This is a genomic window from Paenibacillus sp. FSL H8-0104, from assembly GCF_038050215.1.
GTDB classification, from domain to species: Bacteria; Bacillota; Bacilli; order Paenibacillales; family Paenibacillaceae; genus Paenibacillus; species Paenibacillus amylolyticus.
Window position 1 is genome coordinate 3,838,770 of the sequence record NZ_JBBOTC010000001.1, and the last position, 14,999, is coordinate 3,853,768.

Annotated in this window: 14 protein-coding genes; 1 reads left to right on the top strand and 13 read right to left on the bottom strand. The window is 47.1% G+C overall.

All coding sequences use genetic code 11. From position 1 onward, the window contains the following. Positions 1-41: 41 nt before the first annotated feature. From NST38_RS17050 to NST38_RS17075, 6 genes are all read right to left on the bottom strand, one after another. A complete protein-coding gene (locus NST38_RS17050) occupies positions 42-1,343 on the bottom strand; it encodes a pyrimidine-nucleoside phosphorylase (RefSeq protein ID WP_076250401.1) in 1,302 nt (433 codons plus the stop codon). Between the two features lie 233 nt (positions 1,344-1,576). Then, positions 1,577-2,284: a purine-nucleoside phosphorylase gene (gene deoD, locus NST38_RS17055; protein ID WP_076250399.1), complete on the bottom strand. Its 708-nt coding sequence runs from the start codon at positions 2,282-2,284 to the stop codon at positions 1,577-1,579. 98 nt (positions 2,285-2,382) lie between these two features. Further along, the gene (deoB, locus tag NST38_RS17060) at positions 2,383-3,561 is read right to left on the bottom strand and encodes a phosphopentomutase (RefSeq protein WP_047843308.1); all 1,179 of its coding nucleotides are present in this window, start codon (positions 3,559-3,561) and stop codon (positions 2,383-2,385) included. A 29-nt stretch (positions 3,562-3,590) separates the two neighbouring features. Continuing rightward, entirely contained in the window at positions 3,591-4,778 is a 1,188-nt protein-coding gene (locus NST38_RS17065) for a NupC/NupG family nucleoside CNT transporter (protein WP_036613804.1), read from the bottom strand. A gap of 261 nt (positions 4,779-5,039) precedes the next feature. Then, the gene (gene deoC, locus NST38_RS17070) at positions 5,040-5,690 is read right to left on the bottom strand and encodes a deoxyribose-phosphate aldolase (RefSeq protein ID WP_076250397.1); all 651 of its coding nucleotides are present in this window, start codon (positions 5,688-5,690) and stop codon (positions 5,040-5,042) included. Positions 5,691-5,903: 213 nt separating this feature from the next. Continuing rightward, a complete protein-coding gene (locus NST38_RS17075; protein ID WP_036613997.1) occupies positions 5,904-6,842 on the bottom strand; it encodes a sugar-binding transcriptional regulator in 939 nt (312 codons plus the stop codon). A 235-nt stretch (positions 6,843-7,077) separates the two neighbouring features. Between NST38_RS17075 and NST38_RS17080 the strand changes: the two genes are divergently transcribed. Further along, positions 7,078-7,704, top strand: coding sequence for an FMN-dependent NADH-azoreductase (locus tag NST38_RS17080; RefSeq protein WP_076250395.1), 627 nt, complete (start codon positions 7,078-7,080; stop codon positions 7,702-7,704). A 281-nt stretch (positions 7,705-7,985) separates the two neighbouring features. Here NST38_RS17080 and NST38_RS17085 read toward each other — a convergent pair whose 3' ends face one another. The 7 genes from NST38_RS17085 to NST38_RS17115 form a co-directional block, all read right to left on the bottom strand. After that, positions 7,986-8,336: a hypothetical protein gene (locus tag NST38_RS17085; RefSeq protein ID WP_036613800.1), complete on the bottom strand. Its 351-nt coding sequence runs from the start codon at positions 8,334-8,336 to the stop codon at positions 7,986-7,988. A gap of 85 nt (positions 8,337-8,421) precedes the next feature. Next, positions 8,422-9,609: an MFS transporter gene (locus NST38_RS17090; RefSeq protein WP_076250393.1), complete on the bottom strand. Its 1,188-nt coding sequence runs from the start codon at positions 9,607-9,609 to the stop codon at positions 8,422-8,424. 82 nt (positions 9,610-9,691) lie between these two features. After that, complete coding sequence (locus NST38_RS17095) at positions 9,692-10,909, bottom strand: M24 family metallopeptidase (protein ID WP_076250391.1); 1,218 nt, start codon at positions 10,907-10,909, stop codon at positions 9,692-9,694. Next, positions 10,902-11,747, bottom strand: coding sequence for an ABC transporter permease (locus NST38_RS17100; protein ID WP_076250388.1), 846 nt, complete (start codon positions 11,745-11,747; stop codon positions 10,902-10,904). Before NST38_RS17100 ends, NST38_RS17095 begins: the two co-directional genes overlap by 8 nt. Continuing rightward, positions 11,740-12,657, bottom strand: coding sequence for an ABC transporter permease (locus NST38_RS17105; RefSeq protein ID WP_076250386.1), 918 nt, complete (start codon positions 12,655-12,657; stop codon positions 11,740-11,742). The genes NST38_RS17100 and NST38_RS17105 overlap by 8 nt, the downstream gene beginning before the upstream one ends. Next, positions 12,654-13,784 (bottom strand): ABC transporter ATP-binding protein, encoded by a 1,131-nt coding sequence (locus tag NST38_RS17110; protein WP_076250384.1) that lies wholly within the window; start codon positions 13,782-13,784, stop codon positions 12,654-12,656. The genes NST38_RS17105 and NST38_RS17110 overlap by 4 nt, the downstream gene beginning before the upstream one ends. Positions 13,785-13,856: 72 nt before the next feature. Beyond that, entirely contained in the window at positions 13,857-14,993 is a 1,137-nt protein-coding gene (locus tag NST38_RS17115) for an ABC transporter substrate-binding protein (RefSeq protein ID WP_076250381.1), read from the bottom strand. Positions 14,994-14,999 lie beyond the last annotated feature (6 nt).

Consider the following 14,999-nt stretch of genomic DNA (forward strand, 5'->3'; position numbering starts at 1 on the left):
TCAGTCAGACATGAGATTACATCTCGTCTGCTCGGAATGTATTATTCCGTTACGATATCATGAACCAATACAGGAGCATCGGCATGATCCGCAATCGTAATGTTTTCTTTGATCTTCGCGATGACATCTGCTACGTCTTCACGATTGGCATGGATTGTAACGAGGGACTCACCAGCTTTGACTGGATCACCGACTTTTTTGTTCAGCATCAGACCAACCGCGAGATCGATCTCGGACTCTTTCGTTGCACGGCCTGCGCCGAGTAGCATTGCTGCAGTTCCGATTTCGTCAGCGACGATTCCGGCAACATAGCCATCTTTGTCTGCTGGAACTTCAACCAGATACTGTGCTTGAGGCAAGCGCTCTGGATGATCCACAACCGAAGCGTCTCCGCCTTGGTTTGCCAGGAAATCTTTGAATTTCTCCAAGGCTTTACCGTTCTGGATCACTTCTTTCAATTTCTCCTCAGCGTGCTCCAAGGAATCTGCCTTGCCAGCAAGGAATACCATCTGACGTCCAAGTGCCAGACACAGTTCTTCCAGATCTTTTGGACCTTTACCTTGCAGTGTGAGGATGGCTTCTTTTACTTCAAGCGCGTTACCAATCGCCAGACCCAGTGGTTGGGACATATCGGAGATAACAGCCATCGTTTTACGGCCAACATTGTTACCGATGCTTACCATGGCATGCGCCAGTTCTTTAGCATCTTCCGTTGTTTTCATGAATGCACCAGCACCCGTTTTAACATCCAACACGATCGCATCTGCACCTGCTGCAATTTTCTTGCTCATGATGGAGCTGGCGATCAGTGGGATGGAGTTAACGGTAGCTGTTACGTCACGCAGTGCATAGAGCTTTTTGTCTGCAGGCGTAAGGTTACCACTTTGTCCGATAACTGCAACCTTGTGTTCGTTTACGAGACGAATGAACTCTTCTTTTTCAAGCTCTACGTGGAAACCAGCAACGGATTCCAGCTTGTCTGTTGTACCACCCGTGTGACCAAGTCCACGTCCGGACATTTTGGCAACCGGAACATCCAGCGCAGCAACAAGTGGAGCGAGTACCAGTGTTGTTGTATCGCCCACTCCTCCTGTGGAGTGCTTGTCTACTTTGATGCCTTCGATAGCGGACAGGTCGATCGTTTCACCCGAATTCACCATCGACATCGTCAGATCGGCGCGTTCCTTGTCTGTCATATCTTTGAAGAATACCGCCATCGCCCATGCGCTGACTTGATAGTCCGGGATTTCTCCTTGTGTGTATCCTTGAACAACAAAATCAATCTCAGCCGTTGTCAGTTCTTTTCCGTCGCGTTTCTTAGCAATAATGTCTACCATTCTCATGATGATCTCTCCTTGTGTGTGTATTGATTGTATTGAACACTTTGTTGTTAGTCGTTACGGCTCCGGATCGTTCCTTAGATCGCTGTTGTCTCCAAGTTTTTTTGATTCCATTTGTAATGGAGAAAACTCGGAGACAAAGGCGAACGCTTCGCTTCTTCAGAATCGATTCCGGTTCCTTCACTCCGTGCTTAAAACAAAAGTTTCGATTAAAATCAAATGATTATGAATAACAATTACAGTGTGATTGCTGTGTCCAGGGCAACTACCATCATGTCGTTGAACGTTTTTTGACGCTCTTCGGCAGATGTTTCTTCGCCTGTCAGCAAGTGGTCACTTACCGTCAGGATGGTCAGTGCGTTAACACCAAACTTGGCAGCGATGGTGTACAATGCTGTTGTTTCCATCTCTACGCCGAGTACGCCGTGTTTCATCAACTTCTCGGTTACGGAACGGTCATCGCGGTAGAAAGAATCGGAGCTGAATACGTTACCGACGTGAATTTTCATACCTTTAGCTGTTGCACGGTCATATGCTTCTTTCAGCAGGGAGAACGTAGCAATTGGTGAGAAGTCATATCCACCGAATACGTGTTTGTTCATGCTGGAATCTGTACATGCTGCTTGTGCAAGGATGACGTCACGTACATGTACATGCTCCTGCATACCGCCACAAGTACCCACACGAATCAGGTTTTTTACGCCATATTCGCTGATCAATTCGTTAGCATAGATTGCGAAGGACGGAATTCCCATCCCTGAACCTTGCACCGAAATCCGGTGTCCTTGATATGTACCTGTGTAACCGAGCATTCCACGAACTTCGTTGTAACATACAACATCTTCAAGGTACGTATCTGCAATATATTTCGCGCGTAAAGGGTCTCCTGGCAAAAGGATCGTTTCTGCGATATCCCCGGGTTTTGCTCCAATATGTGTACTCATGAATGAATCTCCTCCAGTTATACAAATTAGTCTATTATGATGGCAGGACCGGAGCAGCCGCAGCTACTCCGACCTCCCCTATCCAGTTTTTGAAAAAGTTATTTCAAATCTTTCAGGAAGCTGGTGCCGTATTCCGGCATTTTCACTCCAAAGTTCTCGGCTACGGTTGCGCCAAGGTCAGCAAATGTGCTGCGCAGATCAAGCTTTTTGCCCTCGCTGAAGCGCGGAGAGTAGGCAAGCAGTGGTACATATTCACGTGTATGGTCTGTACCGCGGTATGTTGGATCGTTACCATGGTCAGCTGTGATCAGCAGCAGATCATCATTGGTCATTTTGGCAAAAATCTCTGGCAGCCGTGCATCATAGTCTTCAAGTGCCTGAGCATAACCTTGCGGATCACGACGGTGACCGTACAGGGCATCAAAATCAACCAGGTTCAGGAAGCTGAGTCCAGTGAACTCTTCATCCATCGTTTCAGACAACTTGTCCATGCCATCCATGTTAGAGACGGTACGAACAGCCTTAGTTACACCTTCGCCATCATAGATATCTGCGATTTTACCCAAAGCAATCACATCAAATCCGCTATCTTGCAGTTCATTCATAACCGTACGACCAAAAGGTTTAAGCGCATAGTCATGACGATTTGCAGTACGTTTCCAGTTACCCGCTTCACCTACAAATGGACGTGCAATAATGCGGCCGAGCATATACGGATCTTCTAGTGTAATTTCACGGCAGAACTCACAGATCTCATACAGCTCTTTCAGTGGAACAACGTCCTCATGTGCTGCAATTTGCAGAACCGAATCCGCGGATGTGTAGACGATGAGCGCGCCAGTTTCAACATGCTCTGCACCCAGCTCATCCAGAATTTCCGTGCCGCTGGCCGGTTTGTTACCAATCACCTTGCGGCCCGTTTTCTCTTCAATACGCTGAATCAACTCATCGGGAAAACCATTCTCGAACACACGGAAAGGTGTATCAATGTAAAGACCCATCAGCTCCCAGTGACCTGTCATAGTATCTTTGCCTCTGGATGCTTCCTGCATCTTGGTGTAATACGCTTTTGGTGCATCCGCTACAGGGACACCCTCGATCTCTTTAATGTTGGACAGTCCGAGACTGGCCATGTGAGGCATTTTCAGACCTCCGCGTTCACGTGCAATGTGACCGAAGGTATCTACATCAAAATCATCAAATTCTGCTGCATCCGGCGCTTCGCCGATCCCTACAGAATCCATAACGATCAGATGTACTCTTTTGAATGTTGACATAATCTAAGCACTCCTTCCAATAATCCGGTTTACAAGAACAGTCCAGTAATGATCGCTGACAGCACGCTGACAAGCGAAGCACCGTAAAGCAGCTTCAGACCGAAGCGGGCGACCACATTACCTTGCTTCTCATGGAGTCCCTTCACCGCACCAGCAATGATACCGATGGAGGAGAAGTTGGCGAACGACACGAGGAAGACAGATACGATACCCGTTGTTCTGGCAGACATTGCAGTCTCCTTCAAATTAAGCATAGCTACGAATTCGTTGGATACCATTTTGGTTGCCATAATACTTCCTGCCTGAATCGCTTCTTTCCATGGAACACCCATGATGAAGGCAAATGGTGCAAACACATAACCAAGTAGCTCTTGGAACGAAATGCCAAGCACCGCGCTGAAAATTCCGTTAACAAGTGCAATCAAGGCAACAAAACCGATTAACATCGCAGCTACGATGATAGCAACTTTGAATCCATCCAGGATGTATTCGCCGAGCATTTCGAAGAAGGACTGTTTCTCCTCTTCCTGTACTTCCAATATATCTTCTTCCTCTGTAACCTCATAAGGATTCACAATCGAAGCAATGATAAAACCGCCAAACAGGTTCAGTACAAGAGCTGTAACCACATATTTCGGCTCGATCATGGTCATATAAGCACCAACAATCGACATCGATACCGTGGACATCGCCGAAGCACACAAGGTGTACAGCCGATGTTTTGGCAACAACCCAATTTGTTTTTTTACAGAAATGAACACTTCAGATTGCCCCAATACAGCCGAAGCAACCGCGTTATATGATTCCAGTCTGCCCATTCCGTTGATTTTGCTTAATACCAGACCAATATATTTTATAACAAAAGGCAAGATTCGGATATACTGCAATATACCGATAAGGGCGGAGATGACAACAATCGGCATCAATACGCTGAGGAAGAACGGTGCCCCCCCGCTTTCGGCACCTACAGTAGTCAAACCCCCAAATACAAATGCGATACCTTCATTCGCATAGTCGAGTAAACTTTTAAATACGGTCGCGAAACCGCCAATTAAAAAAGTACCCACTCCTGTATTCAACAGAGCATAAGCTAGTATAACTTGCAAAACAATCATGATAGCCAGCGGCCGGTAACGAATCTGCTTTTTGCCGTTGCTTGCGATATAAGCCAGTCCAAAAACAACGAGTAAGCCGATAATGGCAATTAGAAATTTCATTTGATTTCTCCTTTGAAGGTAGTTAAGCCGGATGTGAAAATTCAGCTCAAAGGTTTTTCATGCATGTAATGAAATAAACCTTTCAGAAAACAAGTAAAGCGCTTACAATAAATTCGTTTTATATCAGTTTTCAGGCTAAAAAAATAAAAAGGCTTTTTCAGGCTTGAACCTTGTTCTCCATATTAATGATTAACATGAAGAACAAGATTAATCCCGTGAGGCAAAGCCTAGATGTTATCTAACGAGTCAGATTACAACGAATTAGTAAGACGATGAAGACTGTTCGCCCTGCATAATCTTCACGCCAGAACTAGCACCGATACGAGTTGCACCCGCTTCGATCATTTTTTGCATATCTTCCAGGCTACGTACGCCACCGGAAGCTTTAACGCCAACATCAGGACCTACAGTACGACGCATCAAAGCGATATCTTCTGGCGTTGCTCCACCTGTGGAGAAACCTGTAGAAGTTTTAACAAAATCAGCTCCAGCTCGCACAGCTGCCTGACAAGCACGTACTTTTTCTTCATCCGTCAACAGACAAGTTTCAATAATAACTTTCACCAAAGCTTTACCCGCAGCCGCTTCAACAACAGCACGAATATCTTGTTCAACGAAATCATCTTTGCCATCTTTCAAAGCACTGATGTTGATGACCATATCGACTTCAGTTGCACCTTTAGCAATCGCATCTTTCGTTTCGAAAGCTTTTGTCTCCGATGTAGATGCCCCCAAAGGGAAACCAATAACGGTGCAGATATCTACGCCAGAACCCTGCAACTGCTCAGCTGCATAAGCAACCCAGCCTGGGTTAACACATACGGAAGCAAACTGATATTGCTTTGCTTCTTCGGTTAACTTGGCCATTTCACTTTGCGTTGCGTCCGCACGAAGCAACGTATGGTCGATCATTTTAGCTAATTGTGGTGTAGTCAATTGAATCTCTCCCTTATCTGAACTAGTTATTTTCTATACCCTTACACTAACATGAACATATGTAAAAATCAACTTGAACTTTTGTTCATAGTTACACTTGCATTTCTTCTTCGTTATATTTTCTTCCTAAAAAAGCAAAACATCCGCCCTTTTTGCGTGGCAGATGTTGTCATCCATATTCATTTGAAATTAAAATCGAAGTAATGCCTGCGCTGTGTACTGATCCGTGACCAGAATATTAGCGTAATGACCTTTGAGCGCGGCGTGTATGGCTTCAATTTTGCGTTGTCCCCCGGCGACAAGGATTGATTTTTCCTTATTTCTCAACTCGGCTAGATCAATTCCAACGGTTCTGCTGTTAATCTCTTCACTGATCAACTGACCTTCCGCGTCGAAAAAGCGTGAACAAATGTCACCTGCACCGGAGTTCATCAGCAATTGTTGCTCTTCTTCATTGAAGTAACCGAGCCTGAACAATAATGCATCTTCCTTCACAGTACCCACGGTAAACAAAGCAATATTGGCCTGTCTGCCGAGTTCCACGATTCTGCCGATATGTCGATCCGCTTCCACCATGTTTTTTACTTCAATGTTGTCGAAAATAACAGGCAGCGGCAGATACCTTGGTACCGTATGGAATGCCTCAGCGAACAAATGAACAATCTCAGCGGCATACGTATTGACATGGGAGTGGCTTACGCCCCCCTTCAATTGCACGACTTCGACACCTTTAACCTGCTTGGGACGAAGCTGGCGTGCTACAGCATGCATGGTTGTTCCCCAAGTCACCCCGATAATATCTGCATCCTGAACCGTCTCTTGAAGATAATCCGCTGCTCGTTTACTGATATGCTTCTGTATTTCCTCATCACTCTTCAACGGGGTAAAACACACAAGTGCCGTATCCAGATCATATTTTGACTTAAGTTCTCCGGCAATGATGTCGATATCCTCCAGCGGGTCCATAATTTCAATCCGGACATATCCACGATCTTTGGCGTACTGAAGTAACCTTGATACGGTTGGACGCGACACGCCCAACCTTGCGGCAATATCCTGCTGGCTATAATCGGACTGATAATACAATTTCGCTGCTTCAATGCTTAATCGTTGCTTCTCCAGGTCCATTCCCATGTGCGCTCATCTCACTCATCCTATTGTCTTTGGAAAATAAATACTCGTCCTGTATATTATACATGGATTGAGTATCTGGTCACTATAAAGCATCCAATTCAGTATCATGATCAATCCATTCATATCTTTTCTGACGTATAAAACAAGGGAAACGATGCATACTACTTCGGTCGCTTCATCGTTGCCAAGCTTACTTCACCCCATTAATCGCACAGAGAGGAAGAACTACATGTCTACCTTATTGTATATTACTGCCCATCCTCATGATCATGAAACCTCCTTCAGTATGGCTACAGGTAAAGCGTTTATTGATGCGTATCGTGAAAGTCACCCTTCTGATGAGGTTGTTCACCTCGATCTGTATCGCTCGGATATCCCCCATATCGATGCGGATGTCTTCAGTGGTTGGGGCAAACTGCAATCGGGTAGTGATCTGACTTCCGAAGAGCAGACCAAAGTAAGCCGTTTGAATGAACTGTCGGATCAATTTGCCTCAGCAGATAAATATGTTTTTGTAACCCCGATGTGGAACTTCTCGTTCCCTCCTATTCTGAAGGCTTATGTGGACTCGATCTGCGTAGCTGGCAAAACATTTCGTTATACCGAACAAGGTCCTGTCGGACTGCTGTCTGATAAAAAAGCACTGCATATTCAGGCTCGCGGCGGCATTTATTCCGATGGCCCAGCGGCTCAGATGGAATCCGGTCATCGTTACTTAAGCATTATCATGTCATTCCTCGGTGTGCCGAAGCTTGATGGCATTTTTGTTGAGGGGCATAATCAATATAAAGATCGTGCAGATGAGATCAAGCAACAAGCTATCGAACAAGCACGCACTTTCGCAAAACAGTTTTAATAGAAGTAGTTCAAAAAGTCCGCTTTTGATTACGAAGGATGCCTAATGGCATCATCAGCATCGAATATGGAATTCAGCCGAAATGTCCGTTGCTCACGTAGTTTTCCCTACGCTCCGCTACTCCATTTCTAGCTTCATCCCATCTTCTCGGTACTGAAAACCGACCTTTTTGAACACTCACTAAAGTGTAGTAAACAATAAAGCAAAAACAAAACCCGCGTGCGACCTAGGGGATGATCCCAGGAGACACGCGGGTTTTCAATGTATAATCAACCTAGAGCTTACTGATGTCCAGCACTGGCACGGCTCATGGTTTCAAGTTTACGTGTGATCGCATGACGGTCTACTTTCAATCCCCAGATCATTTCAATAATCTGTTCTTTCTCCTCAGGACTGTCGGCATGCTTCAATTGCATTAACAGATCATGCATTTGTTCATTAATGCCTTCAAATTGAATCCATAGATCCTGTCTTACCTCTTTGGAATCCAGATGATGATTCGCATCGACTTCTTCCTTCAATGCTTGCAGAATAGCATCTTTCCATTCGTCATCACCTAGCTGTTTCGCAATGTTCAGGAGATCCAGATAATCGTCAACAAGAAGTGAGTTCAATTCAGCATGTGTTTTCATCGTTTATTGCATCCCCTTTTCGTCTATTTACCAAGTATTATACTCGGTATTTCAGGATATGCAATAGCTGTCGGAAAAAGTTGATTTATGTAGCCCGTCCCTTCAACCTGTGAACAAGCAAATTACACAAGACAAAACCGCTCAAAACATACACACCGATCATCCCCACAATGCCTATCCACCCAAGATGACTGTAAAGCAGTCCACCTCCTGTTCCACTTACGCTTGAACCAAGATAGTAGAAAAATAAATACAACGCATTGGCTTGAGATTTGTGCTGATTGGCCACAAGTCCAACCCAGCTGCTTGCGATGGAATGACCGCCAAAGAAACCGAAGGCAAACAGGGCGAGTCCGATAATTTTGACCCAAAGCGCTGGATGAACGGTACAGACTGCACCAGCCAGAATAATTCCCAGCGCGATTCCAAGCACATGTGACCTGCCGTACCGATCTGCCATCCTGCCCATCCAGGTACTGCTGACTGTGCCCATCAGATATACTACAAAAAGACTTCCAACGATAGACTGGCTAAGATGATAGGGTTCACCCGTTAATTCAAAACCGATATAGTTGAACAGGGTCACGAATCCCCCCATCAGGAGAAAACCGAGTCCATACAGGCATAACAGCCTTGGATTGCGACATTGCGACCACAAAAGAGGTATTGGATTTTTGAATCCGGGTGCAGCTTTGACAAAATGACGGGATGGCGGGATAACAAGCCAAAAAATAACGGCTGCACACAGTCCAAGAATACCAATGAACCCCACAGCAGCGCGCCAACTGAACCAATCTGTCACCACACCGCTGATGAAACGGCCGGCCATGCCTCCGATCGAATTGCCGCTGATATATAGGCCCATAGCATAACCAAGACTTCTAGGTTCAATTTCTTCTGACAGATATGTCATGGCTATCGCTGGCAACCCCGCGAGTGCCACACCCTGGAGAATACGAAGCAGAAGAAGCTCCGTATATCCCGGGCTGAATGCGCTGAGCAAAGCAATAACAGAAGATATCACCAGTGCCGCTGTCATTATAAAGCGTCGGCCCACCGAATCAGATAAGGACCCGATGAACAGCATCGTCAGTGCCATGGCGATCGTTGTAACGGATAACGTAAGACTGGCGTGTGCCGGCGTAATTGAGAATGCATTGCTAATCTCAGGCATCAGGGGCTGGAGGCTGTAGAGCAAAGCAAAAGTGACAAAACCTCCGGCGAACAGTGCAAGGCTAATGTTACGAAACGTCTTAGTTCCCTGCTGAATCATGGATGTTCCAACTTTCCCAGTAAGAAAGCTTCTTGGATCGACTGTGGTCTGATCGCCGGTCAGCGAAGCCTTCCATCTATCGTTATTTAGTGAACAATTTCCGCTCCATATGGGTCAGAAACTCATAACCATCTGGCGTTACAACAATTGTATCCTCGATTTGGAACCCACCAGCACCTAGCTCGTAATAGGGTACCTCAACACATAACACCATACCGGACTCCAGTATCCGCTGGTCACCCGGGGAGAGGGTTATATCGTCGTACAGTTCCAACCCGATGGCATGTCCGACATGCTGACGTCGGTAATGCGGAATCCCCTCACGCTGTACGCGAGATACTGCCGCATGGAATACTTCCGACGCCTTGACGCCAGGGCGCAGCGTTTCAAGTGCCGTCTCCCATCCACTTTTGACCGCAGCAAAATGTTTTTTCATCCAAGCGGTAGGTTCCCCTGCAACAACCGTGCGGCCCGTATCTCCCCAGTATCCTTCCAGCTGCAGGCAAAGATCGAAACGGACCTGATCTCCAACCTCAATCATATGAAAATAATTTTCGATGAGTGGTAGCGCACTACGTGGCCCTGCCCCTACCGCTGTCATTGCCGGAGTTCCACCCGCTCTCATCACAGCCAGACGATAATGATCGGCAAGTTGCTTCTCATGAACACCTGCTGCAATCAGGTCAATTAGTTCCTGCTCAATCCGTTCATTTAATTGGGCAGCCTGACGAAGTTGCTCGATTTCGAAAGGTGTCTTGACCAGACGGATTTCTCGGAACAACTTATATGCGGGAATTACCGGTCTGTCAGGAACCTCCTCCTTGATTCTAGCCAGAATATCGGGAGCGATCCGCATCTCATCGATTCCAATCGGCTGATCTTCGATCTCAAGCTGTTTTAATGCAGCCTTGAGTGCTTCAACAGGACCCGGATGAATAACCGTCGTTTGCAGAAGAGAATAAAAGAGATCAATGTCGTCAGTGGAAGGTTTGCCTTCAATTGAACCTTCCACAAAGAAATCACTGTAGGCAAATATATCTACCCCCGTAATACCGAACTGGGCTACAACGCCTAACCGATTCGTTGGAATGACGATACAAGGCTTAGCAGATCTGTCGGCAGGTAAAACCGCATAAATCTGCATGGTCCAGTTGCTTGCACGCAGCTGGGACCCGATGACATACTGAATGTTCTCTGGAGTTGTTGCGATCAGGGCGCTTAGCCCCTGAGTTTTCATCACTTCTTCCGCCCGGTCCCTGTTCAGACTTGAGCTATGGGATAGATGCTGTGAATTATTCATTTTGATCCAGTCCTCCTTTTGTTTTCCTGCGACCAAACAAACTTTCAAGTCCTGGTACAGAGCGCAACACTAGTTTAATCGTCATAAACAGAGCCAGCGCAAACGCGATCAGAACTACAGACACCACGGCTATCGTTGGGTCCTGCCATTTCTCCATATACAGGAATAGCTGTATTGGCAACGTGTAGCTGTCCTGACGGAGCAACAACAGTGCAGCCTCGACCTGATCAAAAGTGAAGACAAAAGCGATTGACCCTGACAGAAGCAGGGATAGTCGGAGCTGTGGCAGCGTAATTGTGAAAAAAATGCGTATCGGCCCAGCACCAAGGTCCGCGGCAGCTTCCCGATGAGCCGGGTGCAGATTGGCTAACGCACTGCCAACAATAGTGAGCACAAATGGCAGCACAATGACCGCTTCACCCAAAATAAGTGCAAACAGTCCGCCTGCAATATGCATTTTTGAGAATAAAATCAGGTATGCAGTACCCAGCGTAATTTTTGGCATAACCATTGGAGATACAAAAAATGCCCTTAAGATACCAGAGCCCGGGAAAGGGTATTGCACGATTGCTAACGCAGCAAGCGTACCTGTAATCAAAGCCAGCAGAACCGCCCCTGTAGAAGCAATAAGGCTGTTCTTGAATGCATCGAGAAACTGGGTCTGCTCACTCAGATTGGCATACCACTTCAAGGTTAGACCTTCCGGGGGAAATTTGCTGGCTGAACCTGAGCCTACAGATGTCAACATAATCATCAGCAGTGGCAGCAGCAAATAAATCGCTACGGCACCCACAAAGATGTAGAGTAACAGCTTGGTGCCCCTGTTCGACTTAACCATACGCCTGACCTCCCTTGCGGGAACGACGGAACATCAACGTTTCTGCTCCTTTATTCACAAGCAACGAAACAACAATGGAAGACACAAGTAAAAACAGGCTGGCAACCGCAGCCATCGGCCAGTTGGTGTCCAAGGTTCGCTGATATATAAATACCGGAAGTGTCATGACTCTTCCCCCGCCGATCAGCTGAGGTGTGGTGAATGCGGTGAGACATAGCGTGAACACAATCTGCACCCCGCTTGCAATGCCTCTTGCCGATAAAGGCAGGGTAATGGTCAGGAATGTTCTCCAGCTGCCCGCCCCCAGATCCTGAGCAGCTGCCTTTAAGGAAGCGTCACTTTGGGACAGTACATTTAGAATCGGAAAGACCATAAATGGCAGGAAAATATGGACAAGGGCCACAACAACACCTGTCTCGTTGTATATCATGCTGAATCCTTCCTCGGTTAGCCCCAGACGGATGAACAGCCAGTTCATGAAGCCCTGTTTGGACAACAAAAGCTGCCATCCGTAAGAACGCACAACGGCACTGACCAGTAGCGGAAGAAACGTGAGCAGCAGCAACAATTGCTTCATGCCAGGCTTCTTTAGACCCGCAATGCAATAGGCCAGCGGATAGGCAAGCAGAAGACTCCATAGCGTAACCTTGAAGGCAATGCGAAACGTTGTGCCAATCAGCTTCCAATAATAAGGGTCGGACAGAAACGCACGATAGGCCCCCCAATCCCAGCCCCGAATAAGCTTTCCATTCTCATACATATCAAAGCTATATCTGCCAAAGATCAGCAACCCGCCCAGATACACGATGCCCATCAGAGCAAGCGCAGGCAACAGAAGCAGCAACCGGGTTACCCATGTGCGGTTTCCAAAGGAATACAGATTCACGATCCGTTCCGCGATCCGGTTCATATTCTTGCCCCCTGTACACGGTCATCAATGGGTTCGGATAACAAGAGCGCGTCCTCTGGATCAAAGCCAATTTGTATTGGCTCACCTGGACTATAACGTGAAGCTCCCCGCTGATGCAGCACACTGGCCTGAACCAGAAAACCTTCAGCAATCTGCACACTGTATCGAATATTTGCTCCGCCATACACCGCTTCAATCACGTGTCCATCCAGCTTGTTCAGGCAATGAGTTGCATCTTCTCCAAGTCGAATATACTCATTGCGGATTGATAAGGAATGTCGTGCTCCCGCTTTCGGTACAGCATTGCCATCACTGACTTTCACCAGCAATGGCTTGCCGAAGCATTCCACCCGAATTCCATTCACATCATGTCCCAGTAATTCCGTCTCAAAGAGATTGGTATCTCCAATAAACTTGGCCACGAAACTATCGGTCGGTCTTTCATAGATTTCATCAGGGGTTGCGTATTGCAGCAGCCTTCCATCGCGCATAACGCCAATTCGGTCAGACATATTCATGGCTTCGCTCTGATCATGCGTTACAAAGATAAACGTTCCGCCGAATTCACGCTGGATGCGTTTCAGTTCACGCTGCATATCGAGACGCAGCTGCATGTCCAATGCAGAGAGAGGTTCATCAAGCAGTAGCACTTCGGGTCTGTTGATCAGTGCGCGAGCAATGGCGACGCGTTGTGCCTGACCCCCGGACAGCTCGGATACAGCACGCCTGCCATAGTCTCCGAGCTGGACCAGATCAAGCATTTCACCTACCTGCCGTTGGATATCGACTTTTGGTAACTTCTTCACCTTTAGGCCATAGGCAATGTTGTTGAATACATCCATATGAGGGAACAGCGCAAGCTGCTGAAAAATCATATTGCTATTGCGTCCATAAGCCGGGATGCCAGTAACATCCCGACCTCCCAGCATAATGGTGCCCTGATCCGGCTGCTCAAGTCCGCCAAGCATGCGCAGCAGTGTTGTTTTGCCACAGCCACTCGGACCAAGCAAGGAAACGAATTCACCCTTTTTCACTTGGAGTGTTACTTGATCAACGGCGGCTCGCTTACCATAAGTCTTCGTGACTTCCCTTGTTTCAATGGATATGGTCTCTTGTCCGCTGCTCATCTCTGATTCCCTCCCATCCATTCCGGGTTCATAACAGAACCCGGAATTATTGTGTGCCTGGCAACAATCCTTTTATTGAAGTTTTGTTTTCACGAGACGGTCCCATAGTTCTTTCCAGGAAGAGCTGTTCTGTGCAAGCACATCCCAGTCTGGATTAATACCATTACTTTGCGTTTCCACGGAGAATGAAGGATCATCCTTGTACTTGTCCGGAACTGCAGCTGTCGTACTGGTTACTGGCGTACCCGTTGCTTCTGCATATTGTGACAGCGCCTCCGCGCTCAACAACTCGTTAATAATTTCATTTGCAACACGTGCCTGCTCAGGTGTTGAGCCCTTCACTACCTGAAGTGTGTATGGGAAGGAGATGGCACCTTCACTCGGATACGCTACGGCAAGTGGAGAACCACCATCAATCCATGTCTGTGCAACCTGTGCACTGAATGGGGCAATGAGCGCATCACCTGACTCCAGGAGTGCCTTCAGCTGATCATTGGATGAAACCAATGTGCCAATCTGGTCACTACGATCTGCCCAGAACTGGAAGGCTGGCTCGGGATTTTCATAGGATGCGCCAATCTCTTGACCTTTGGCAGCAATAAGTGGGGAGATATAGGAATAGAACATATAGTCCCAGAGCGCAGTTTTCCCTTTGAACTCCTCGTTATCCCATAGATCGTTCCAGCTGGTAGGCGGCGTTTTCACCAGGTCTTTGTTATACACCAGGGCGAAGCTTGAAACGCCCCAGACCACACCTTTATTGTCTGGCTTGTGGAAGGACTCCGGAATATCCTTAATATTGGTCACAATGCTGGTATCCAGTGGCTCCCACATGTCATCATTCAATCCTTTTGCCGTCGCATCTGCATTGAAGTAACCGAAGTTAACAATCGGATTGTTGGCATCAGCCTGCTTGCCTGCAACCATCTTGGGGTACATTACCGAATTGGAGGATTCCTCAAAGGTGACTTCAACGTTGGGATGTTCTTTCACATACTCGGCAACCACTTCTTTCGGAACGACATCCTGATTGGAGCCAGCCCAGATAAACATCGTCAGCTTAACTTTGTCTCCGCTTGCTCCTGAAGAGTCGCTCTCTCCGGCAGTATTACTTGAGCTGCCTGCTCCACCGCAGGCGGAAAGCACCAATGTACCGGCCAGTGTCAGAGAGGCGAGGCTGAGAAAGCGTTTTTTGTTGGATTTGAACATGCAAAT

Excerpts from the sequence above, each read along its gene's own strand:
- NST38_RS17050 (WP_076250401.1), bottom strand. The coding sequence starts at position 1,343 with ATGAGAATGGTAGACATTATTGCTAAGAAACGCGACGGAAAAGAACTG.
- deoD (WP_076250399.1), bottom strand. The coding sequence starts at position 2,284 with ATGAGTACACATATTGGAGCAAAACCCGGGGATATCGCAGAAACGATC.
- deoB (WP_047843308.1), bottom strand. The coding sequence starts at position 3,561 with ATGTCAACATTCAAAAGAGTACATCTGATCGTTATGGATTCTGTAGGG.
- NST38_RS17065 (WP_036613804.1), bottom strand. The coding sequence starts at position 4,778 with ATGAAATTTCTAATTGCCATTATCGGCTTACTCGTTGTTTTTGGACTG.
- deoC (WP_076250397.1), bottom strand. The coding sequence starts at position 5,690 with ATGATCGACCATACGTTGCTTCGTGCGGACGCAACGCAAAGTGAAATG.
- NST38_RS17075 (WP_036613997.1), bottom strand. The coding sequence starts at position 6,842 with ATGGACCTGGAGAAGCAACGATTAAGCATTGAAGCAGCGAAATTGTAT.
- NST38_RS17080 (WP_076250395.1), top strand. The coding sequence starts at position 7,078 with ATGTCTACCTTATTGTATATTACTGCCCATCCTCATGATCATGAAACC.
- NST38_RS17085 (WP_036613800.1), bottom strand. The coding sequence starts at position 8,336 with ATGAAAACACATGCTGAATTGAACTCACTTCTTGTTGACGATTATCTG.
- NST38_RS17090 (WP_076250393.1), bottom strand. The coding sequence starts at position 9,609 with ATGATTCAGCAGGGAACTAAGACGTTTCGTAACATTAGCCTTGCACTG.
- NST38_RS17095 (WP_076250391.1), bottom strand. The coding sequence starts at position 10,909 with ATGAATAATTCACAGCATCTATCCCATAGCTCAAGTCTGAACAGGGAC.
- NST38_RS17100 (WP_076250388.1), bottom strand. The coding sequence starts at position 11,747 with ATGGTTAAGTCGAACAGGGGCACCAAGCTGTTACTCTACATCTTTGTG.
- NST38_RS17105 (WP_076250386.1), bottom strand. The coding sequence starts at position 12,657 with ATGAACCGGATCGCGGAACGGATCGTGAATCTGTATTCCTTTGGAAAC.
- NST38_RS17110 (WP_076250384.1), bottom strand. The coding sequence starts at position 13,784 with ATGAGCAGCGGACAAGAGACCATATCCATTGAAACAAGGGAAGTCACG.
- NST38_RS17115 (WP_076250381.1), bottom strand. The coding sequence starts at position 14,993 with ATGTTCAAATCCAACAAAAAACGCTTTCTCAGCCTCGCCTCTCTGACA.